Source organism: Corynebacterium tuscaniense (assembly GCF_008693065.1).
Taxonomy (GTDB): Bacteria; Actinomycetota; Actinomycetes; order Mycobacteriales; family Mycobacteriaceae; genus Corynebacterium; species Corynebacterium tuscaniense.
This window is the reverse complement of sequence record NZ_VXKH01000013.1, coordinates 1-22077: the sequence shown is the minus strand read 5'-3', so window position 1 is coordinate 22077 and position 22077 is coordinate 1. Positions and strand designations below refer to the sequence as shown.

The window sequence follows — 22077 nt, the reverse complement described above, 5'->3', positions numbered from 1 at the left end:
ACCAAAAATCACTCTTGTTCATCGTGCCTAACAGTGGGCCTTTTTGCCCGTTGCATCGCGCAAGATGGGGCATTGGTGGGGAAAAGTCCTAGAGGTTCGGGGGTAGCATGGGGCATGTAGATGGTCCGGATGCGCCTATTCGGGGGTATGCGGCCATGCACGTTACCCCAAGCGGCCCAATTCCTAGGAGGAGATATGACCACCACACCCAACAAGGTCAAAGTCACCGTCACCGGCGCTGCCGGCAACATTGCTTACTCGCTGCTGTGGCGAATCGGAGCAGGCGAGGTCTTCGGCCCTAATACCATCGTGGACTTGGCACTGCTGGAGGTGCCAGACCACGTGAGCAACGCTGAGGGTGTTGCCATGGAGCTGTCCGATTCCGCGTTGGAGCGCGTGGGCAACATCACCGTGACGGATGATGCGGCGAAGGCCTTTGACGATGCGAATGCAGCGTTCCTCGTTGGTGCGAAGCCACGCGGTAAGGGTGAGTCCCGCGCTGACATGCTGCAGGCAAACGGCCAGATTTTCATTGGTCAGGGCCGTGCGATTAATGACCACGCGGCGGATGACGTGCGCGTCCTCGTGGTGGGCAACCCGGCAAATACGAATGCGTACATTGCTAACAAGGCAGCGCCGGATGTGTCGGCAGAGCACTTCAATGCGCTTATGCGCTTGGACCACAACCGCGCGATTTCGATGTTGTCACAGAAGCTGGGCAAGCACTCCAGCGAGTTTGAAAACATTGCGGTGTGGGGCAATCACTCGGACACCCAGTTCCCGGATATTGCGTATGCCACGGTGGGCGGCCAGCCGGTGAAGGATCTGGTGGATGAGGCCTGGTACGTCGATGAGTTCATCCCGCGTGTGGCCAAGCGCGGTGCGGAGATCATTGAGGTCCGTGGGCGTTCTTCCGCTGCCTCCGCGGCATCCGCAGCCGTTGATCACATGCGCGATTGGGTTGCTGGAACGGAAGGGAAGTGGGCGACGACGGCGGTGCCGTCGACAGGCATCTACGGCGTGGATGAGGGCCTGGTTTTCGGCTTCCCGGCTATCGCGCGTGATGGTCGCTGGACTGTTGTGGAAGGCCTTGAGCTGACTGATTTCCAGCGTGCGCGCATCAACGCGAATATTGAGGCGCTGCGCGAGGAAGCAGCGATCGCGGACCGTCTGTTCTAGAGAGCTTTGCTTATCGACGAGTCCCGGAAAACCAGCCCGCGTTAGACTATCTAACCGTGACTGACACTTCCGGGACTTTTAGCGCATTCAATGAGAGCCTCATCGGCGTCAACCGGGCAGATAGCCTGCCTAAGAGTTGGGAGCCGCAGGAGCTTGAGCAAGGAATTTACGATGATTGGGTAGCCCGTGGTTACTTCACGGCGGACCCGTCTTCGGAAAAGCCTGCGTACTCGATCGTGCTGCCTCCGCCGAATGTAACGGGTCAGCTGCACATGGGGCACGCGTTGGACCACACGCTCATGGATTCTCTGGTGCGCCGTAAGCGTATGCAGGGCTATGAGGTCCTGTGGTTGCCGGGCATGGATCACGCGGGCATTGCCACTCAGACCAAGGTCGAGGCCATGCTCAAGGAGACCGAGGGGAAAGACCGCTACGACTACGGCCGTGAAGAGTTCATCTCGCGCGTGTGGGAGTGGAAAGAAAAGTACGGCGGCACCATCACCTCGCAGATGCGTGCGATTGGTGATTCCGTGGATTGGTCGCGTGAGCGGTTCACGCTCGATGAGGGTTTAAACCGCGCCGTTGTGACCATTTTCAAGCAGCTGTATGACGCGGGCATGATCTACCGCGATTACCGCCTGGTCAACTGGTCCCCGGTGTTGGAGACCGCGGTGTCAGACATCGAGGTTGTCTACAAGGATGTCGAGGGCGAATTCGTCTCCATCCGTTACGGCTCGTTGAACGACGATGAGCCGCACCTCATCGTCGCCACCACCCGTGTAGAAACGATGCTCGGTGACGTGGCTATTGCCGTCCACCCGGATGATGAGCGCTACCAGCACCTCATCGGTGAAAAGTTCCCGCACCCTTTCCGCGATGATCTGACCATTGAGGTCATCGCTGATGATTACGTGGACATGGAGCTGGGTACCGGTGCGGTGAAGATCACCCCAGCGCACGACCCGAATGACTATGAGATGGGCCTGCGCCACAACTTGGACATGCCGATCATCATGGACAAGACCGGGCACATTGCCAATACCGGTACCCAGTTCGATGGCATGGAGCGCTTTGAGGCGCGCGTGCGAGTTCGTGAATCACTGGCGGAGCAAGGGCGCATCGTCAAAGAAGTCCGCCCGTACGTCCACTCCGTTGGGCACTCTGAGCGCACCGGTGAGCCAATCGAGCCACGCTTGAGCCTGCAGTGGTTTGTCAAGGTGGATGAGCTCGCGCGCATGTCCGGTGAGGCTGTCCGTGAAGGCGATACCGTCATCCACCCGCAGTCCCTGGAGAAACGCTACTTCGACTGGGTGGACAATATGCACGACTGGACCATTTCACGCCAGCTGTGGTGGGGTCACCGCATCCCGATTTGGTACGGCCCGGAGGATGAAAACGGTGAGCGTGACATCATCTGCCTCGGCCCAGATGAGGAAGCACCGGCAGGATACGAGCAGGACCCGGATGTTCTGGACACCTGGTTCTCCTCTGCCCTGTGGCCGTTTTCCACGATGGGCTGGCCGGACAAGACCCCGGAGCTGGAAAAGTTCTACCCAACGACGGTACTGGTCACCGCCTACGACATTCTCTTCTTCTGGGTTGCCCGCATGATGATGTTTGGCACCTTCGCTGGAACTCAAACGCCGGAGATCCTTGGCGGCGGAGCGGATCGTAGACCCCAAGTTCCGTTCGACAATATCTTCCTCCATGGCCTCGTCCGCGATGAGAAGGGCCGGAAGATGTCCAAGTCCTTGGGCAACGGCATTGACCCGATGGATTGGGTGCGTGACTACGGCGCGGACGCTCTTCGCTTTGCACTTGCGCGTGGCGCGAACCCGGGTATTGATCTACCGATCGGCGATGACAATGCCGCATCCGCCCGCAACTTTGCCACCAAGCTCTACAACGCCACCAAGTTCGCTCTCATGAACGGAGCTGCACCCGGGGCATTGCCCGAGCGCAGCGAATTGACGGATGCGGACAAGTGGATCCTCGATCGCCTGGAAACGGTCCGCGGCCACGTGGATAAGCTTCTCGACGACTACCAGTTTTCCAAAGCCAACGAAGAGCTCTACCACTTCGCGTGGGATGAGCTGTGTGACTGGTACTTGGAGATTGCCAAGACCCAGATCCCCCGTGATGCCGCTGAAGCATCATCCGAAGAGCAGAAGCGTGGCCGCACCACTCAGATCGTGCTTGGCCGCGTGCTCGACGTGATCCTGCGTCTGCTGCACCCGACGATGCCGTTTGTCACCGAGGTGTTGTGGAAGGCACTCACAGAGAAGGACTCTTTGTGCTTGGCACCGTGGCCGACGGCGGACGACACCAATGGTGGTGTGGAGGTGGATGAAACCGCGCAGCGCCGCATCGAGGATGCCGTGAAGCTCATCACCGAGTTGCGCCGTTTCCGCTCAGACCAGGGGGTGAAGCCCTCCCAGAAAGTTCCAGCGCAGATTGATTTCGCTGCGGCTGACTTGGCTGGTCAGGAAGATATGGTTCGCTCCATCGCGAAGGTGGAAGCGCCGGATGATGACTTCACGTCGTCTGCGAGCGTCGAGATGCGTTTGAGTACCGTCACCCTGGACGTGGCTCTGGATACGTCAGGCACCGTCGATATTGCGGCAGAGCGCAAGCGCCTGGAGAAGGAACTCGCTGCAGCTCAGAAAGAACTGGATACCACCGGTAAGCAGCTTGGCAATGAGAACTTCCTGGCCAATGCTCCGGCTGAGGTTGTGGAGAAGATCAAGGCCCGCCAGCAGATCGCGCAGGAAGAGGCAGCCCGCCTCACCGCACGCCTGGAGTCTTTGCCGGCGCAAGGAGCGAAGTAGCGTGGCCCACGACGAGGATGCGAACTACGAGGTCCGGATGGATGAAGATGGCTTCGTCCTGGACCTGGGTGGGGGAGAGGACGCAGGGGCGCGCATAAGCAATGAAGCAATCGAACGCCCTGTGACGGACGGTGACCTTGCTGAGCTTGCTCGCGTCGAGGCGGAGCTGCTCGCGCGCTGGCCGGAGACGAAGATCGATCCGAGCCTGGACCGCATTGAGCTGCTCATGGACCTGCTGGGGCACCCCGAGCAGACTTACAAAGTCATCCATGTGGCGGGCACGAACGGTAAGACCTCCACGGTGCGGATGATTGAATCCCTGCTGCGTGCTTTTGGTGCGCGCGTGGGGCGGACGACGAGCCCGCACCTGCAATCCATCACAGAACGCGTGGGCATTGATGGTGAGCCGATCCACCCGGCAGATTTCGTGCGCATCTACGACGAGATCAAACCGTTCGTGGAGATGGTGGACGCGCAAAGCGATCACCCAATGTCCTATTTCGAGGTCACCGTGGCTATTGCGCTGGCTGCATTTGCCGACGCCCCTGTGGACATCGCTGTTGTTGAAGTCGGCATGGGTGGTCGCTGGGATGCAACCAATGTGGTGCACGCGGACGTGGATGTGATCACTCCCATTGGGCTTGATCACACGGACTACCTGGGTGAAACCCTGGAGGACATTGCTGGGGAGAAAGCCGGCATCATCACCAACCCGGAATCTGTCACCGTGGTGGCTAACCAGGAACCTGAAGCGATGCGCGTGATCCTGGAACAAACAGTGGAGATGGGCACGGTTGTTGCGCGCCTCGACCAAGAATTTGGTGTGGAATCCGCAAACGTTGCCGTCGGCGGACAAACCGTGACGCTACGCGGACTCTCCGGCACATTTGAGGAAGTCTTCCTGCCACTATCGGGACCACACCAAGCGCGGAATGCGGCCGTAGCCCTAGCCGCAGTCGAAGCATTCTTCGGCGCTGGTAGCGGACGCCAACTCGACGCCGAGATTGTGCGCGCTGGGTTTGCTAACGCAATTTCGCCTGGCCGGTTGGAGCGCGTGCGATCCACGCCCACGACCTTCATCGATGCCACCCACAACCCCCACGGAGCACAGGCTCTGGCGGCCGCATTGGCCAATGACTTTGATTTCACCCGCCTCATTGGTGTGCTGGGCATCCTCGGGGACAAGGATGCCTTGGGCGTGCTCCAGGCGCTGGAGCCGGTATTGAGCGAAGTGGTGATCACGCAGAACTCATCACCGCGGGCGAAAGATGCCTACGAATTGGCCGAAATCGCTCGCGACGTCTTCGGTGAGGAGCGCGTCCACGTAGAAGAACACCTCCCGTCGGCGTATACGCTGGCAGTAGAACTAGCTGAAGAGGCACTTGAGGCTGTTGGCGTGCAATCCGGCTCCGGTGTGATCATCACCGGCTCTGTTGTCACCGCTGGCGAGGCCCGCGCGATGTTTGGAAAGGACCCTGAGTAATGGCCCGCACATCCCGTACCGATAAAAACGGTCCGGCAGAATACGGACCCCTCGGCCCCGGATCAGAACCGGTTAAGGACCCGATAAAGGGCTTATCCGGTGTGTTGGCTGGCACGTTGGTGATGGAATCCATCACCATCCTGCTGTGCCTCACCGTGATCCTGAAAATTAATGACGGTGAACTCTGGACCACCTTCAACTGGGTGTTCATCACCGTGATGGGTTTGGTGCACTTCTTCGTCGCTTTCATGCAGCGCCGCCCGTGGGCGCTGTGGCTTGATCTTGCGCTGCAGGTCCCACTGATCATTCCCGGATTTTTTATTCACTGGTCCGTCGGCGCGGTGGGCGTGATGTTCGGAATCGTGTGGTTCCTCATTGTGAAGATGCGCGCCGACATACTTGAACGCCAGCGACGTGGCCTGCTGGTTACTCAGCATTTGGGGACGTAATTGGATCGTGGGGGCACCCAAAAAATGTGATCGAGGATACGTGGCCTAAGAAAAGTGATTTAGGTTGGATACTCCAGTGTGATCTTCCCTATAATTGTGGAGATGTGTAATCCAGCACAATTAATGAAGGAGATCCATGTCTGAGCCGATCTACATCACCCAGGCCAAGCGCACCCCGGTTGGTACCTTCGGAGGTTCGCTATCCCAGATGGCCACGATCGACCTTGGTGCCCACCTTGCTAAGTCCGTGATCGAATCTTCCGGCGTTTCGGCCGACCAATTTGATTCCGCTGTGTGGGCCAACGTTGTCACCACCATTCCGCGCGATAACTACACCTCCCGGGCCGTTTCGCTTGAGGCCGGCATGCCACAAAGTTCTCACGCATATGGTGTGAACCGTTTGTGCGGTTCCGGTGTTCAGGCGATCATTTCCGCTGCCCAACAACTGATCACGGGTGATGCGAAGCTGTCCATCGCCGGTGGCGTTGAGGTGATGAGCCAGGCGCCGTACTCCGTTGAAGGCATGCGTCAGGGCCGCAAGATGGGCGACGGCCGCCTGATTGACTGGCTGACCGGCGCGCTGACGGATCCGATGGGCAACGGCGGCATGGGCATTACTGCGGAGAACATCGCTGAGAAGTTCGGCATTTCCCGCGAGCGCCAGGACGAGTACGCGCTGCAGTCCCAGGAGCGCGCAGCGGCTGCTATTGCCAATGGCGAGTTCGTGGACCAGATCGTTCCGGTCGGCGAGTTCACCACCGATGAGCACCCGCGTCAGACCACGCTGGAGAAGCTCGCTGGTCTGCGCCCGACCTTCAAGAAGGACGGCACAGTCACCGCTGGTAACGCGTCCGGTATTAACGACGCGGCGGCGGCCACCGTCATGACCACCGAGTCTGGCCTGAAGGAGTTCGGCCTGGAGCCACTGGCCAAGGTTGTCTCCTGGGGTCTTGCTGGCTGCGACCCGGCCACGATGGGCCTTGGCCCGGTTGGCGCTGTGCCGAAGGCACTGGCTAAGGCTGGTCTGGACCTGAAAGACATCAAGCTCATCGAGTCCAACGAGGCATTCGCTGCCCAGTGCATCGCTGTTGCTGATCAGCTCGGCTTCGACAATGAGAAGACCAATATTCAGGGTGGAGCTATCGCACTTGGCCACCCCATCGGCGCCACCGGCGTCATTTTGACCACCAAGCTCATCCACCAGCTGAAGAACGCTGGTGGCGGCTACGGCCTCGTCACCGCGTGCATCGGTGGCGGCCAGGGCATCGCACTCGTACTGGAGGTTTAAAACATGGCAGTAAATGACATCAAGACAGCAGCTGTTCTCGGCGCCGGCTCCATGGGTGCTGGCATTGCCGCACACATGGCTAATGCTGGCATCAAGGTTCACCTCCTTGATCTGCCGGTGGAGGGGGCTGAAGGTGATGAGCGTAACGCTCGCGCCCAAAACGGCATTGACACCCAGCTCAAGCGCTACGGTTTCCAGCGCCCTGAGTACGCCAAGCTGGTCACCCCGGGTAACACCGAGGACCACTTGGACCGTCTCGGCGAGGTTGATTGGATCGTTGAGGCCGTCTTCGAGGACATCAACGTCAAGCGCGACACCTTCGCCAAGGTCGACGCGCACCGTAAGCCGGGCACCCCGGTGTCGTCCAACACCTCCACCATCCCGCTCGAGGTTCTGCTCGGCGAGGCATCGGATGAGTTCAAGCGCGACTTCTCCATCACGCACTTCTTCAACCCACCACGCGTGATGCGTCTGGTGGAGTACGTCGAGGGTCCGGACACCTCCGCTGAAGTCAACGAGAAGATGCACCACGTGCTGGAGCGTCAGTTGGGCAAGGTCGTGGTGGATTGCCGCGATACCCCGGGCTTCATTGCCAACCGCATTGGTAACTTCTGGATGGCAGCTGGTGCCAAAACCGCTTTCGACCAGGGTATTAAGCCGGAGCAGGCAGACGTCGCATTCGGCCGTCCGTTTGGCGTTCCGCGCACCGGCATCTTCGGCCTGTTCGACTACGTGGGCATCCAGCTCGTCCCCGGTATTTGGGGCTCCCTGCTGAAGGCGCTGCCACAGTCGGATGCGTACCACGACTACAACATCGTGGAGCGTGATGAGTTCAAGACCTTGCTGGACAAGGGCTTTACTGGTCGCACGGCCGAGTCCGGCTTTTTCCGCGGCCGCGATGAGGTCTACGACTTCGCCGCCGGCGATTACCGCCCGAAGGAGTCCTTCGAGGTCCCCAAGGATGCCAAGGAGCTCATGGAATCCGGCACGCCTGAGGGCAACTACGCCAAGGAAGTCTTCAAGGTCTTCATCAAGTATTGCTGCGACACTGCGCCGGAAATCGCGGATTCTGTCGACCAGATCGACATTGCCATGCAGCTCGGCTACGGCTGGAAGCAGGGCCCATTCCAGCTCGCTGATTCCATCGGGCTGGACTATGTTGCATCGCTTTTCGACGATGCCCCGGAGCTGCTCAAGGCAGCCCAGGAAGCAGGTGGTTTCTACGCCGATGGCAAGGTGCTGGGTACCGACGGCAAGCTGACGGACCTGCCGGCCCGCGAAGGTGTCATCCGTGTTGCTGACCTGGTTGCTGGTGCCGAGGAGATCGCTGGCAACGCCGACGTTTCGGTGTACAAGCTCACCGACGGTGATTACGCAGGCTTCGGTGTCTTTGTGTACAAGACTCCGATGAACTCCAACTCCAACAACGTCACTGAGCTACTCACCCACGCCGGTGAGTGGGACCTCAAGGGCCTGGTCATTGCTAACGACGAGGAGCGTGCCTTCTCCGCCGGCGCTGACCTGGGCACCTTGGCCAAGCTCTCCGGCCCGGAGGGCGACAATGAGGAGCTGGCCCGCACCATCAAGCAGGGCATCGACGGCTTCCGCGCACTGCGTGGCGCACCGTTCCCGGTCGTTGGTGCTGTCCGCGGTGTCGCCCTGGGTGGTGGCATGGAGCTCCTCCTGCATACCGATGCTTCCGTGATCCATGCGGAGGCCCGTGTTGGCTTCCCGGAGCGCAACGTCGGCCTGTTCCCGGCATGGTCGGGCCCGGTGCGCCTTTTGGAGCGCCTGGTGGACTTGGGTGTGCCGAACCCGCACAAGGTCGCTTTCGACGCACTGCTGGGCACCGTCAAGCCGGTTCCGGCCATCAACATCGACTTCTGGCGCAAGGATGACCAGCTGATCCAGTCCCAGGACCACGTTGTTGAAGGCGCACTGGCGCTGGTGAAGAAGCTCGCTGAAGGCTACTCCGCGCCGACTGAGGCCCAGCTGCCGCTGACCACCGAGACCCTCGAGTACACCGATGGTTCTGACACTGACAAGGCAATAGGTGAGGCCCTTGCCTCCGTCTACACGGGTGAAGGCACCGCGGACGAGGACGAGTTGGGCAACCGCCAGGTTGTCGCCGCGGCCAAGGTTCTGGCACGCCAGGAGAACCATGACCGCGCCGTGGCTATGGCCACCACGCGTCGCCCGCTGAACAACTAGCGTTCAACGCCTAAAGTCGGCCCCGAGTTTCTTCGGGAGCCGGCTTTCTTTTTAAGTAGTGGCAGAGAGGGGAAGAACTACCGCGTTTATAATCGGCGCCGTGCTTTCATTTTATCAAGAGTTCCCGGATGAATCTGCTGTGAAAACATTGCTGAAGGGGGATGCGAAGGAATTTCTCTTTGTGCTCGCGCGGGTGCCTGAGCGTTACACGGTAGATAATCCTTTTGGTAAGGAAGAGATTTCAGTCTCCCAAGAGCGACTTGATGGGCTCGCTGTGAGACTGCTTCCTGACGGTGCGGTAACCACAGGCCGAATTAGGATCGTGTATCCGCATGTGAGGCGCTCGGAAAACGGAGAAGTCACGTTTGACCCCGGTGAAATCGCTGATCTGAAGCCGTTTACGGTGTACCGGACGAGGGGGACAGAGTCTTCTTTCTTGCCCTACTCGGGAAGCGGTACTGAGCCAATTTTTGCAGTGTGGGACGTTCCCTCCCTTCTGTCAGATCCGGAATTGGAGGAGCTCGCTGCGTTCGCCCGAAAGAATCAAGTGATCAACACAGATTTAGGTGATCTAACCATCCATCGCGACATTGAGTCTTTCCTAGGCCGCGCAGAATCGCTCGGGGTCAACATCAGCATCAGTTATGAAGGGAAGGATCCCCTGCTGCAGGAACCGGTTGAGCGAGAGGAACGCTTCGCTCCGGCAGTGGATGTTATGAATCGCGTTGTCACGCAAGAGATGCTTGATAATGCCTGCAGGTTTGCGGCTAAGGAGGCGTTGCCCACCGCGAACGAATGGCGCCACGATGTCGCTGAGGCTGAGGGCCGCCCAACTCCTGCCCCGGAGTGGACCGTCGAGGATGTGGTTGAGCGCTTCCGTGCGGTGTACGTATCGGTTATGGAAAGTGGTGAGATTTGCATCGAACTCGACGATGGTTACCTGTTCGGTGGACATCCAGTCACGGTTTTCGCAGATGAGGACGGTACGCCCACGGAGGTTGAGCTCGACGTTTAACTGAGACGCGACTTTCGCTTATCTAAGCCCCGGATGACTTCAGCCTGTTACCGTTGCCCCCATGAAGGTTGTGCCTTGGGACCAGGTCGCGCAGATACCTCACGTTGAAGAAGACATCTTGAAGTCAGTCACAGATGAACAGACAGTGCGCTTCACTCATGTTCCGGATCCATATACAGAAGACCATCTGCGTGAGTTTCTGGCAGCGCCACCCACAGGGGTGAGACGCTACGCCATCGTTCTCGATGAGCGCTACGCCGGAAATGTCGAGTTAAGAAGCATGTCGGATGATGTGGCCAATCTCGGATATACAACTGCGCCGTGGGCGCGGGGGCGTGGCATCATGACACAGGCGGTCCGTATCGTGACGCAGGGGGCGCACGAGGAAGGCGTCCACCGTGTCGAACTTCGCGCAGCTGTACACAACCATGCTTCGCGTCGAGTTGCCCAGCGCGCCGGCTTCACTTTCGAAGGGATTAGCAGGCACGCTGAGTTGCTGCGCGGCACATACAACGACGTGGCGCTGTACTCGCACCTCGCTACAGACAGCAACTAGAGGATAGGCAGATGCACGTCGATCTGCTCTGAGCATGAAAAACCGGACCATGTCTTCGGGTTCTTATGATGGGAGCCGCTTCTTGTGTGTTCCTGTTTGTATCTCAGGCCCTTGAGTAGTCCTCTTAGTTTCTTCTCAGATACTATTATGCGACCGATCCGAACCGACTAAAGGAGCACACGAGCATGCAGATTCCCTTCACCCTTAATGCGTGCGCTATAGCGTTAGCGAATCTTGGGCAGCACGTTCTCATTGGCGACGAGAGGGCTCAGGCCACCGGGTCATATCCGGTGGACGGGATGGCGGCGTTTATCGCGGTCAAAGATGAGCACGCGTCGATCGAAGCGACCTTTTTGCTGCCGGGTGTGGTCTCCCAGGAATCTGATGTTCTTATGCGCAGCAATGCTCTACAAATGTCCGCCTTGGGGGTGTGCCGGTTCGTCTTCTATGAGGACCGGGTGATGGCAAAATCGACGATGTTCGCCAGCGAAAGCCTCACGGCGGGGCAGGTGCAGTCGTGGTGGAACACCTGCCTCCGCGAGATTGACACGTGGTACCGCGAGATCGCTGAGCAGGGATTCATCGATGTCACGGTTCCCGTCACTATCCCTGAACAGTTCGCGCTGAACACCGATATTTATGACGTGTATAAGGATGAATGTTCTCCCGACGACGAGTTCGGCCCCCTGGTAACTACGGCCCGTGTGGTGCACAGCATGACGCAGCTAACCGGGGCGATTCCGCAGGTACGCACCACAAACATCGGGGAAGTCGTCGAAGCCAGTATCGGCGGCCAGAAGATGGACATCGAAGTTATCGACGGTGCGCTGCGGTTTATCATCGGATCTTCACTACAGTCTTTGCCCGGTTTGGGGGAGGCGCTTGCGCACTCGATTAACTGGCTGAGCATGCAAGCGGCGGCTCCCTCAGCTTGTATTTACGATTATGGTGACCACATCGAGATGTTCACGCGCGGGGTCGTGGACACCAGCACTGGTTTAGATGATGGTGCTTTGACCGCCGCTATTAAAAAATGGGGTCCTTATGTTTACGATTTCAACGAGCAGATTTTCAATGATCTGCAAGGTCTGCAAAGCACGTAAGCAATAGTCCCGATGATCGTCGCAGGTCATCGTGGCGACGGGTTGCGCAGCGTGCCGACTTCACTTTCGAAGGAATGAGCAGGCACGCTGAGTTGCTGCGTGGCATCTACAACGACCTGGTGGTGTACTCGCACCTCGCTACAGATATCGACGAAGATAAGGCGACGCACTTCGATCTGTTCGGGGCATGAAAAACCGGGCCCAGCACGTTGCCAGGCCCGGTGTTTGCGTTCTTATGAACGGTACGCGCTCACACCGGTGATGGATTTACCCACGATGAGGGACTGCATCGTGTCAGTGCCCTCATAGGTGTGCAGGGATTCAATATCGGCGTGGTGGCGTGCCACGTCGTTCTCCAGGAGAATGCCTACGCCACCGAACATGTCGCGCGCGTCGGCGGACACCTTGCGTGCGCCGCGGGTGTTGTGCACTTTAGCCAGGGCTGCCTGCTTCTCGTTGAGTTCGCCGGCTTCCTCCAGTTCGAGGAGGCGACGGCAGTACAGCGCCATGGAGGTGACTTCCTGCAGCATGTCAGCGAGGCGCTGCTGGATGACCTGGTTCTTCACCAGTGGGCGGCCGAACTGGACGCGGCGCTGGGCGTAGTCAAGAGCCTTCTCGTAGCAGTCGATCGCCATGCCGAGGGCCACCCACGCGACCGCGATGCGGGTTCCGGTGAGCACCTTCGCGGTGTCGCGGAAGGAGTGGGAGTTGGGCAGACGGCGGTCGTCGGACACGCGGACGTCGTTAAGCTTGATGTGCGCTTGCGGAATGCCGCGCAACGATGCCTTACCGACGATCGTTTCCGCCTCATACCCCTCCTGGTCCTGGTCAACGATAAAGCCCTTGACTTCACCGTCTTCCTCATCACGTGCCCAGACGATGGAGATGTGGCCCACGGAGCCGTGGCCGATCCACTTCTTCTCACCGTTGATGACCCACTCGTCGCCCTCGCGGCGAGCAGAGGTCTCCAGTCCGATGGAATCGGAACCGTGATCTGGCTCAGTCAAGGCGAAGGCGCCGCGGATCTCCATGCGGGACATCGGGCCCAGGTACTTGGCCTTCTGCTCCTCGGAGCCGCACATGTCGATCGAGCGCATCGCCAGGCCGGACTGAACGATGTGCGCGGTGGCCGTTGATGCGTCGGTGCGCGCGAATTCCATCTGGATCAGGCGGTTTGCACGAATGGAAATGCCGGGCTGGCCGTCGATAGAAATGCCGTCGGTGACAAGGCCGCGGCGTGCCGCTTCCTCAACACCGGGGATGTTGTACTCGGCCTTCTCCCACGCCTCATTGATGGAGGGGCGGGCGAATTCCATGAATTCGCGGGCTTTCTTCCACCACTGAAGGTCCTCACCATCAACATCGGCGAACACCTGGTAATAGTCCGTCTTCGGGTTCAGTAGCGCTGCAACCCCATTCACATTCTGATCTGCCATGGCGATTAACCTGCGAATGCGCCGACGCCGGTGATGGACTTGCCCACGATGAGGGACTGCATGGTGTCCGTGCCCTCGTAGGTGTGCAGTGCCTCGATGTCGGCGTGGTGGCGTGCCACGTCGTTCTCCAGGAGAATGCCTACGCCGCCGAACATGTCGCGCGCGTCAGCGGAGATCTTGCGTGCTGCACGGGTGCAGTGAACCTTCGCCAGAGCTGCCTGCTGCTCGGTGAGCTGGCCGGACTCCTCGAGCTCAAGGAGGCGACGGCAGTACAGGAACATGGAGGTCAAATCCTGCAGCATGTCAGCGAGACGCTGTTGGATGATCTGGTTCTTCACCAGCGGGCGACCGAACTGGACGCGGCGCTGGGCGTAGTCAAGAGCCTTCTCATAGCAGTCGGTGGCAAGACCGAGGGATGCCCATGCGACGGACACACGCGTACCGGTGAGCACCTTCGCGCAGTCGCGGAAGGAGTTCGCGCCCGGCAGACGGCGGTCATCAGAAACGCGGACGTTGTTCAGCTTGATGTGTGCCTGCGGGATGCCGCGCAGCGATGCCTTACCGACGATCGTCTCCGCCTCATAGCCCTCCTGGTCCTGGTCCACGATGAAGCCCTTGACCTGACCATCGGCGGTGTCGCGTGCCCAGACGATGGCGATGTGGCCGACGGAGCCGTGGCCGATCCACTTCTTCTCGCCGTTGATGACCCACTCGTCACCATCCTTCTCAGCGGTGGTCTCCAGAGCGATGGAGTCGGAGCCGTGATCCGGCTCAGTCAGAGCGAATGCACCGCGGATCTCCAGGTGGCACATCGGCTTCAGGTACTTAGCCTTCTGCTCCTCAGAACCACACATGGCGATGGACTGCATAGCCAGGCCAGCCTGAACGCCGAATGCGGTGCCCATGGAGGCATCCGTACGTGCGTACTCGAAAGCCATCAGGCGGGCAGCACGCACGGACATGTGCGGCTCACCCTCGATGTCGATGCCATCACGGAACAGGCCACGCTTACCCGCTTCTTCTACGACAGGGATCTGGTACTCGGCCTTTTCCCAACCCTCATTGATGTAGGGGCGGGCGAATTCACCGAACTCGCGAGCCTTCTTCCACCACTCCAAGTCCTCACCGTCAATATCGGCGAATACCTGGTAGTAGTCGGTTTTCGGATCGAGCAGTTCGTGGACTGGGTTGTCAGCCATGAGTTCCTCTTTCTTGGATTCCGGCGAGGTTCCGCCCCGTGAATGTGGAGCAAAACCATAACGCCTTTAATTGTGACTTATGTCGCAGGTGTTTACAAATGTTTTTGAGGCGATTTTTCTAGGATTTCTCGCACTCATTGCCCCTCATCTGTACCCCGGGTGAAAGAGGGAGTTCTGACTACGCTTCCAAGGGGATAAGGCGCAGGTCTTTGCGCAGAATCTTCCCGGTGGGATTTTTGGGAATTTCGTCGATAAATGTCACGGCACGCACCTTCTTATAGGGGGTGACGCGCTCGGCAACCCAGTCCATGAGTTGCTCTTCGGTGAGATCAGCGCCCTGTTGCCGGACGACGAATGCGCGCGGGATTTCCAAACCGTCGCGGTTGACGCCGACCACTCCTGCGTCGGCAATTGCTTCGTGGGTGAGGAGCAGTGCCTCGAGCTCCGCTGGTGCAACCTGGTAGCCCTTGTACTTGATCACTTCTTTTGCGCGATCGACGATGTAGAAGAACCCGGCCTCATCTACGCGCGCCACGTCACCTGTGCGCAACCAACCACCGTCAACAAATGTTTCATTGGTGGCTTCCTCATTATTCAGGTAGCCCCGCATCACCTGTGGGCCGCGGACGAGGAGTTCGCCCGCCTCTCCTTGGGGCACGTCTTCGAGGGTTTCAATATCAACGATGCGACACTCCGTGTTCGGAACTGGGTGTCCAATAGAGCCTGGGTTGTTCTCGCTTTTGATGCCAATGTTGACGGCCGGGGAGGTCTCCGTCATGCCGTAGCCCTGCACACAATCGGTATTGATGCGGAGTTCAACGGCGCGTGCAACCTCCTCGTCCAATGGGGCGGCGCCGGAGAACATGAGCCTGCTTGCGGCGAAGCCCTCGGCAGTGACAGCGGGATGCTTTGCTAGTGCGACGGCCATGGGCGGAGCGATGAATGTCATCTCAATGTCGTGCTCGCCGTGTGCACGCAGGAACATATCGAGGTCGAACTTCGGCATCGTGAAGATGTGTGCGCGCTGCAGCAACGGGGTGAGTAGTAGCGCGGTCATGCCGTAAATGTGGGAGAAAGGAAGAGGTGACAGGGTCTTCGTATGCGGCCCAATGTCGTTCTTTTCCAGCATGTAACGTGCCTGAAGCACATTAGAAGTGAGATTGCTATGGGTGAGCATCACCCCTTTTGGCATGCCCGTCGTGCCCGAGGAGAAAGGGACAGATGCCAAAGTGTTTCCGTCGACGTGAATATCAGGTGCGGGCAAGCGCTTCTCGGCGATCCGCTCCACCTCGTAATGCCACAAATGCTGCTCACTTCCAACATCGGACACGCCGATGAAGAAGTCTGCGCCGGCCATTCCTGCGATCCTTTCAACGTCTTTTGGATTCATCAGGACACCGATGGGGTTCACGGTTGCCCCGGCGCGGAAGATGCCAAAGAGTGCTACAGCAAAGTCGATGCAGTTAGGGATCTGTAGGGAGACAACGCTGCCGGGACCAATGTCGTGCGCGGCAAGGTATCCAGCCATGGCATCAGCCTCCTCCTTCAATTCGGTATAGGTGATGCTGTTGCCCGTAGTCAGTTCTGTAATCGCAGGACGGCCGGCGTCGGCTGCGGTCAGGTTGTGGAAGATCAGGTCGTAAACGGAGCCGTCGAAAAGCTCGAGATCTGGATACGGGCTTTGATAGATCATGGTGGTCCTTTCGGTATTCCGGACGAGAAAAATCACAAACCAAGAAAGGTTAGGCTTGTGAAGTCTGCAGACCATTGTGACCTGCACCTCATTAACGTGTGCTAAAAATCGGCTTAATTTTTACTTTGGGTTTTACTAAGGGGGAGCTGTGAAGAATTCTGCTGCCTCCACTAATGTGAGACATCATGAAAGCCCTTTATCTCATTGCCGCTGCGCTTGGTTCGGTGGTGGCAATTGCTGGCGTCTATCTGGATTTTCCGCGCGCAATCAATATCGCTGCCGTTGTGTTTGCTGCGGTGTGCTTAGTTCTGTGGCTCGCGAAGAACTATGTCTCGATGGAAAGTGCTCCCATCGACTTAGACGAGGAGCAGCGCGAGATTATTGCGGGGATGAAAGCTGCAGGCGATATGGATAAGGCAGCGTGTCAGGTTCAGTTGTGGTTTCGCAACACCAGCTACGGCGAGGCCGCGGACATCGTTAGAGAGCTCTAGACGCTAAGGTTGGAAACATGACTGAACGTACTCTGATTCTGATTAAGCCGGACGGCGTCAAGAATGGCCACGTGGGGGAAATCATCTCCCGTATTGAGCGCAAAGGCCTGAAACTCGTTGAGATGGATCTGCGCACCGCTGATCGCGCAACCGCTGAGAAGCACTACGAGGAACACAAGGACAAGCCTTTCTTCGGTGAACTCGTTGATTTCATCACCTCTGCACCGCTGGTAGCTGGCATCGTCGAGGGCGAGTCTGCTATCGCTGCGTGGCGTCAGCTGGCCGGTGGCACCCACCCTGTTGAGGCAGCAACGCCTGGTACGATCCGCGGTGATTTTGCTCTGACCGTTGGTGAGAATGTTGTTCATGGTTCGGACTCCCCAGAGTCCGCTGAGCGTGAGATTGCTATCTGGTTCCCGAACCTCTAAGTGCGCGCCGTACTGTCTTAGTCCCCACAACATAGTGGGGACTTTTTGTGTTTGAACACCGGGCTTTTTCTCTCTTGGTCCGTGCGTCTCCGCGTGCGTCCCACAGTCTCCGCGCAAGCTGTGACACAATAGGTGTCAAGCTTTATACACACCCGTATCACCGTGTGGGCGTGGACGCGCAGCTGTGCGGCGGCGGTGGTTTTCTTTCCACCAGCGCCCGGCTGGTAGGCGTGGACGTACCCTGCACGGTCAATTCAATAGGAGATTTCCGTGTCGGATAAGGACGACATTGCAACCCCCGACAAGTCGCGTCGCCGGGCAACAACCAAGAAAACCGCTAGAAAGTCGAACAAAAAGGCCGCGAAGAAAACGACTAAGAAGTCTGCGTCGAAACAGTTGATGGATCGTTCCCAGATTCAGGACAAGACCCGTGTGTTCGCGTTGGCGAAGATGCTGGGGATGCAGTCAAAGGAACTGATCATTGCTCTCAGCGATCTGGGGCTAGTCAAGGTAGCGCAGTCCACCCTGACGCGTGCAGAAACTGAGCAGCTTCTCGACGCTTTGGAGCAAGCCCCTGCAACCCCAACCGCAGCGCAGGACAGTGCTGACACGAAGAGTGCTGCAGATGATGCGGACGAAAAGATCCGGCATCGCGTGCGCAAGGACGTGGAAAACGAGATTAACCAGATCACGGAAAAGGTTGAGGCGGACCTCGAACAGGTCCTAGCTGAAGATGCGGAGGGCGCCCCGCAGGACACCGAAGATACCCCGATTGACGTGGAGGATCTCGTCGAAGAAATCTCCGCCGAAGAAGCTGCCGAAGCCGAAGCGCATGCCACTGAAGTAGAAGAAGCTACGGAGGTGTACGCGCCGATCTTCAAGGCACCAACTGGTTCCCGTAGACGTGTGCGGCGATCGGGGAGTGCGGCGAAAGGGGACGCGGATAAGCAAGAAGAAAAGCGCGAGGAAAAGCAAGAGTCTGCCGCAGATCAGATTCAAGAACCTAAAGCGATCAAGGGCTCCTCACGCTTGGAGGCGCAGCGCCGTCGTCGCACTGAGCGGCGCGAGGAAGAGCGCAAGCGTTCGCGGGTTGTCTCGCAGGCTGAGTTTCTAGCGCGGCGCGAGTCAGTGGAACGCACCATGGTTGTGCGTGAACGTGCGCGCCACGATGGTCCGGGCAAGCTGACCCAGGTCGGTGTTCTGGAAGATGGTCTGTTGGTCGAGCACTTCGTGGATTCAGACGAGAGTGCCTCCATGATTGGCAACATCTACCTCGGCCGCGTGCAGAACGTGCTGCCAAGTATGGAAGCTGCCTTCATTGACATCGGGCAGGGCCGCAATGGCGTGTTGTATGCCGGCGAGGTGGATTGGAAGTCCGCTGGTTTGGGTGGCCGTTCCCGCCGCATTGAGCAGGCTCTGAAATCCGGTGACCAGGTGCTGGTTCAAGTGACCAAGGATCCGGTAGGCCACAAGGGTGCCCGGCTGACCACCCAGATTTCCTTGGCGGGGCGCTTCCTTGTATATGTCCCGGGTGGTCGCAGTGCTGGTATTTCGCGCAAGCTGCCCGCCCCGGAGCGTAAGCGCCTCAAGGACATCCTGGTCAAGGTTGTTCCGGGCAAGGGTGGCGCCATCATTCGCACCGCCGCGGAAGGCGCCTCGGAGGAAGCTATTGGTGCGGACGTTGCTCGTCTGCACACCCAGTGGGAGGCCATCCAGGAACAGGCGGAGAAGGAAAAGAACTCCCCGGGTTCCAAGCCTGTCACGCTGTATGAGGAGCCGAAGCTTTTGGTCAAGGTTGTGCGTGACCTGTTCAACGAGGACTTTGATGCCCTTGTCGTGGACGGCAAGAAGTCCTGGAACGTGGTGCATAACTACGTCCAGTCAGTTGCGCCTGATCTGCTGGACCGAGTGGAGAAATTCGACCGCAGTGAACACGACGGCAAGGACGCCTTCGAGGTCTATCGCATCGACGAGCAGATCCAGAAAGCGCTGTCCCGTATCGTGTGGCTGCCGTCCGGTGGCACCCTGGTCATTGACCGCACCGAAGCAATGACTGTCATTGACGTCAACACCGGCAAATTCACCGGCTCCGGCGGTTCCTTGGAGGAGACCGTGACCGCCAACAACATGGAAGCCGCGGAAGAGATCGTGCGTCAACTGCGCCTGCGGGATATCGGCGGCATGATCATCATCGATTTCATCGATATGATCCTCCCTGAAAACCAGGAGCTCGTTCTGCGTCGTCTCAAGGAAGCCCTCGGCCGCGATCGCACACGCCACCAGGTTTCGGAGGTGACCTCGCTTGGCCTGGTTCAGCTCACGCGCAAGCGTTTGGGCACCGGTCTCGTGGAGACGTTCTCCACCAAGTGTGAGCACTGCGATGGTCGCGGCATCGTGCTTAGCGACGACCCAGTGACCACCACCGACACCTCCCACCACGCCGACTCATCTGGGGCGGAGAACAGCCACAGCCGTTCCTCTCGTCGCCATAAACCGGCGCAGAATCCGGGCAACCACCCGACCGCTTTGGCGATGAACTCCCACGAGGACTCTCAGGAAGACTCCAACGGATCTTCCAGCATCGAGGAACTCGCCGACGCGGTGGTATCCGCTGAGGACGCTGAGGAACAGCCCAAGCGTCGTTCATCCCGTCGTCGCGGACGCCGCGGCAGCGGCCGTGGCCGCGGCCGAAGCGAAAGTCAGCAGCAGGAGCAGAAGCGAGACACTACCGCTGAGGAAACAACCCAGACCACTTCCCAAACCTACGAAGAGGCACTGGAAGAGTTTGAGAACTCCCCGCGCCGCAAGCGCAACACGCGTGGCAACTCCAAGTCTGATCACCGCCCGCGCCGAGAGGACTTCGAAAAGGACACCCCAGCTAAGGCCGAGCACACGTCTGAGGCGCAAAGCGAGGTTTCAATCGAGGTCAAGGAGAAAGCACCAGTCACTCGAACTACTGGGGGCAGGGGTAGGAGGCGTGCGACGCGGAAGACGTCGACAAGCGTGCATAAGGTGCCTGAACCGAAGCAACGGCAAGAGGCCAAAGAGGCCACATCACGCACTCCTACTCGTGGCCGGCGACGCGCTACGCGGAGGCGCACCACTTAAACACACACGAACTGCGCCCACGCATAAGAGCAGTTTGGTCTTTGCGGGGGCGCCGGTGTAGTCTTTGACAGTCGCTGTTTTGGGGCGCGCCTTTTGTGATCAAGCATGCGGGCGAGGCTGCCGTTAACAAACCCCGAAACACAAGCAAGAATGAGATAGTGGTGCCGTGGCATGCCGGCGCCGTGCGAGAAGAAGAAAGGGGTAACCCGCTATGTACGCAATCGTCAAGACCGGCGGAAAGCAGTACAAGGTTGCCGAAGGCGACCTCGTTCGGGTCGAGAAGATCGAGGGTGAAGCTGGCGATTCTGTGGCGCTCACCCCTGTTCTGCTTGTCGACGGTGCCAAGGTAACCGCCACCTCCGACGACCTGGCCAAGGTCAACGTTTCCGCTGAGATCGTTGAGCATGGCAAGGGTCCGAAGATCAACATCATGAAGTACAAGAACAAGACCGGTTACAAGAAGCGTCAGGGCCACCGCCAGCAGCTGACCACCGTCAAGATCACCGGCATCAAGTAAACCGAGACGTTTAGAGAGGAACCACAATGGCAACCAAGAAGGGTGCATCCAGCACCTCGAACGGCCGCGACTCTGAGTCCAAGCGCCTCGGTGTGAAGCGCTTCGGCGGCCAGCAGGTGAAGGCAGGCGAGATCCTCGTCCGCCAGCGCGGCACCAAGTTCCACCCGGGCGACAACGTCGGCCGCGGCGGCGACGATACGCTCTTCGCACTCGCAGCTGGCTCCGTCCAGTTCGGCATCAAGAAGAAGCGTCGCATTGTCAACATCGTCCCCGCTGACGGCGAGGGCGTGGCTTCCGAGGTCATCGAGGCTGCCAACGAGGCTGGCCTGGTCGATGACGCAGTGGTTGAGGAGAAGACCGCTACCGCGTAAGCCAGCGGGGAGTGCGTTCAGTGCTCCCACGGCCACGCTTCTTAAGCGCGCCGCGATCCCCGGGCGGGGGTTGCCGGCGCGTTTTTGTGTGGGTGGGGGTACTGGCCCGTGGTCCGTCCGTCCCGGTCCACTGGCTCGCTCTGGCTCGCTCACTGGCGCGGTCGTTGAAAGATATTACATTTCACCGGTAACTATCATAGTTTAGAAATCTCTGACCTGCAGGTTTAATTTTGGCCTTCAGTTGGGGTGCAAAATCTTTCACCGACGCCGGTATTTTCATGGTTAGACCCGCCCACTGAACCCCCATTTGACCCCAGCAGGAGAGGAGACCCACCATGGCTCAGTTCGTTGATCAGGCTGTCTTGCATCTACAGGCCGGCGATGGTGGCCACGGCTGTGTTTCCGTGCACCGTGAAAAGTTCAAGCCGCTAGGTGGGCCGGATGGGGGCAACGGTGGCCATGGTGGGGACATCATCCTGGTGGTTTCACCGCAGGTACACACACTGTTGGACTTCCAGTACCGCCCGCACTTGAAGGCAAAGCGCGGCGGCAACGGTGAGGGGGATCACCGGAATGGAGCACGCGGTGAGGACTTGGTAGTGGAGGTCCCCGTGGGCACGGTGGTGCGCAGTGCGGAGGGGGAGATTCTCGCTGACCTGGTCACGCCCGGCACCCGGTTCATCGCGGCGGAGGGCGGCTTCGGTGGCCTGGGCAACGCGGCG

General features: G+C 59.0%; 17 protein-coding genes and 1 pseudogene. 15 read left to right on the top strand and 3 right to left on the bottom strand.

Annotation, left to right across the window (positions count from 1 at the left end; genetic code table 11):
• Window positions 1-195 precede the first annotated feature (195 nt).
• The 9 genes from F4V54_RS04350 (at window position 196) to F4V54_RS04310 (ending at window position 12112) form a co-directional block, all read left to right on the top strand.
• Window positions 196-1179 (top strand): malate dehydrogenase, encoded by a 984-nt coding sequence (locus F4V54_RS04350; protein WP_150386368.1) that lies wholly within the window; start codon window positions 196-198, stop codon window positions 1177-1179.
• 56 nt (window positions 1180-1235) lie between these two features.
• Window positions 1236-4007, top strand: coding sequence for a valine--tRNA ligase (locus F4V54_RS04345; RefSeq protein ID WP_150386367.1), 2772 nt, complete (start codon window positions 1236-1238; stop codon window positions 4005-4007).
• A 37-nt stretch (window positions 4008-4044) separates the two neighbouring features.
• Window positions 4045-5490 (top strand): bifunctional tetrahydrofolate synthase/dihydrofolate synthase, encoded by a 1446-nt coding sequence (gene folC, locus F4V54_RS04340; protein ID WP_150386379.1) that lies wholly within the window; start codon window positions 4045-4047, stop codon window positions 5488-5490.
• Window positions 5490-5939: a DUF4233 domain-containing protein gene (locus F4V54_RS04335; RefSeq protein ID WP_102723124.1), complete on the top strand. Its 450-nt coding sequence runs from the start codon at window positions 5490-5492 to the stop codon at window positions 5937-5939. Before folC ends, F4V54_RS04335 begins: the two co-directional genes overlap by 1 nt.
• A gap of 136 nt (window positions 5940-6075) precedes the next feature.
• Entirely contained in the window at window positions 6076-7227 is a 1152-nt protein-coding gene (locus tag F4V54_RS04330) for an acetyl-CoA C-acyltransferase (protein WP_034664360.1), read from the top strand.
• Window positions 7228-7230: 3 nt separating this feature from the next.
• Complete coding sequence (locus tag F4V54_RS04325; protein ID WP_150386366.1) at window positions 7231-9438, top strand: 3-hydroxyacyl-CoA dehydrogenase/enoyl-CoA hydratase family protein; 2208 nt, start codon at window positions 7231-7233, stop codon at window positions 9436-9438.
• 100 nt (window positions 9439-9538) lie between these two features.
• The gene (locus F4V54_RS04320; RefSeq protein ID WP_170253105.1) at window positions 9539-10453 is read left to right on the top strand and encodes a DUF2262 domain-containing protein; all 915 of its coding nucleotides are present in this window, start codon (window positions 9539-9541) and stop codon (window positions 10451-10453) included.
• 61 nt (window positions 10454-10514) lie between these two features.
• Window positions 10515-11009: a GNAT family N-acetyltransferase gene (locus F4V54_RS04315; protein ID WP_150386364.1), complete on the top strand. Its 495-nt coding sequence runs from the start codon at window positions 10515-10517 to the stop codon at window positions 11007-11009.
• Between the two features lie 185 nt (window positions 11010-11194).
• On the top strand, window positions 11195-12112 hold the full coding sequence (locus F4V54_RS04310) for a hypothetical protein (RefSeq protein WP_150386363.1): 918 nt from the start codon (window positions 11195-11197) through the stop codon (window positions 12110-12112).
• 233 nt (window positions 12113-12345) lie between these two features.
• On the opposite strand, the gene F4V54_RS04305 is transcribed toward F4V54_RS04310, so the two are convergent.
• From F4V54_RS04305 to F4V54_RS04295, 3 genes are all read right to left on the bottom strand, one after another.
• On the bottom strand, window positions 12346-13548 hold the full coding sequence (locus tag F4V54_RS04305) for an acyl-CoA dehydrogenase family protein (protein WP_150386362.1): 1203 nt from the start codon (window positions 13546-13548) through the stop codon (window positions 12346-12348).
• Between the two features lie 5 nt (window positions 13549-13553).
• Complete coding sequence (locus tag F4V54_RS04300; protein ID WP_150386361.1) at window positions 13554-14747, bottom strand: acyl-CoA dehydrogenase family protein; 1194 nt, start codon at window positions 14745-14747, stop codon at window positions 13554-13556.
• Window positions 14748-14925: 178 nt separating this feature from the next.
• On the bottom strand, window positions 14926-16440 hold the full coding sequence (locus F4V54_RS04295) for an AMP-binding protein (protein WP_034664353.1): 1515 nt from the start codon (window positions 16438-16440) through the stop codon (window positions 14926-14928).
• A 185-nt stretch (window positions 16441-16625) separates the two neighbouring features.
• On the opposite strand from F4V54_RS04295, the gene F4V54_RS04290 reads away from it, so the two are divergent.
• From F4V54_RS04290 to obgE, 6 genes and pseudogenes are all read left to right on the top strand, one after another.
• Window positions 16626-16931 (top strand): hypothetical protein, encoded by a 306-nt coding sequence (locus F4V54_RS04290; RefSeq protein WP_150386360.1) that lies wholly within the window; start codon window positions 16626-16628, stop codon window positions 16929-16931.
• A gap of 17 nt (window positions 16932-16948) precedes the next feature.
• The gene (ndk, locus tag F4V54_RS04285; protein WP_015381795.1) at window positions 16949-17359 is read left to right on the top strand and encodes a nucleoside-diphosphate kinase; all 411 of its coding nucleotides are present in this window, start codon (window positions 16949-16951) and stop codon (window positions 17357-17359) included.
• A 399-nt stretch (window positions 17360-17758) separates the two neighbouring features.
• Window positions 17759-20467: a translation initiation factor IF-2 N-terminal domain-containing protein gene (locus F4V54_RS04280; RefSeq protein ID WP_102723258.1), complete on the top strand. Its 2709-nt coding sequence runs from the start codon at window positions 17759-17761 to the stop codon at window positions 20465-20467.
• A 211-nt stretch (window positions 20468-20678) separates the two neighbouring features.
• A complete protein-coding gene (rplU, locus tag F4V54_RS04275) occupies window positions 20679-20984 on the top strand; it encodes a 50S ribosomal protein L21 (RefSeq protein ID WP_034664346.1) in 306 nt (101 codons plus the stop codon).
• A 26-nt stretch (window positions 20985-21010) separates the two neighbouring features.
• Window positions 21011-21355: a 50S ribosomal protein L27 gene (gene rpmA, locus F4V54_RS04270; protein ID WP_102723117.1), complete on the top strand. Its 345-nt coding sequence runs from the start codon at window positions 21011-21013 to the stop codon at window positions 21353-21355.
• A gap of 335 nt (window positions 21356-21690) precedes the next feature.
• Window positions 21691-22077, top strand: a pseudogene (obgE, locus tag F4V54_RS04265) (GTPase ObgE); the annotation flags it as partial.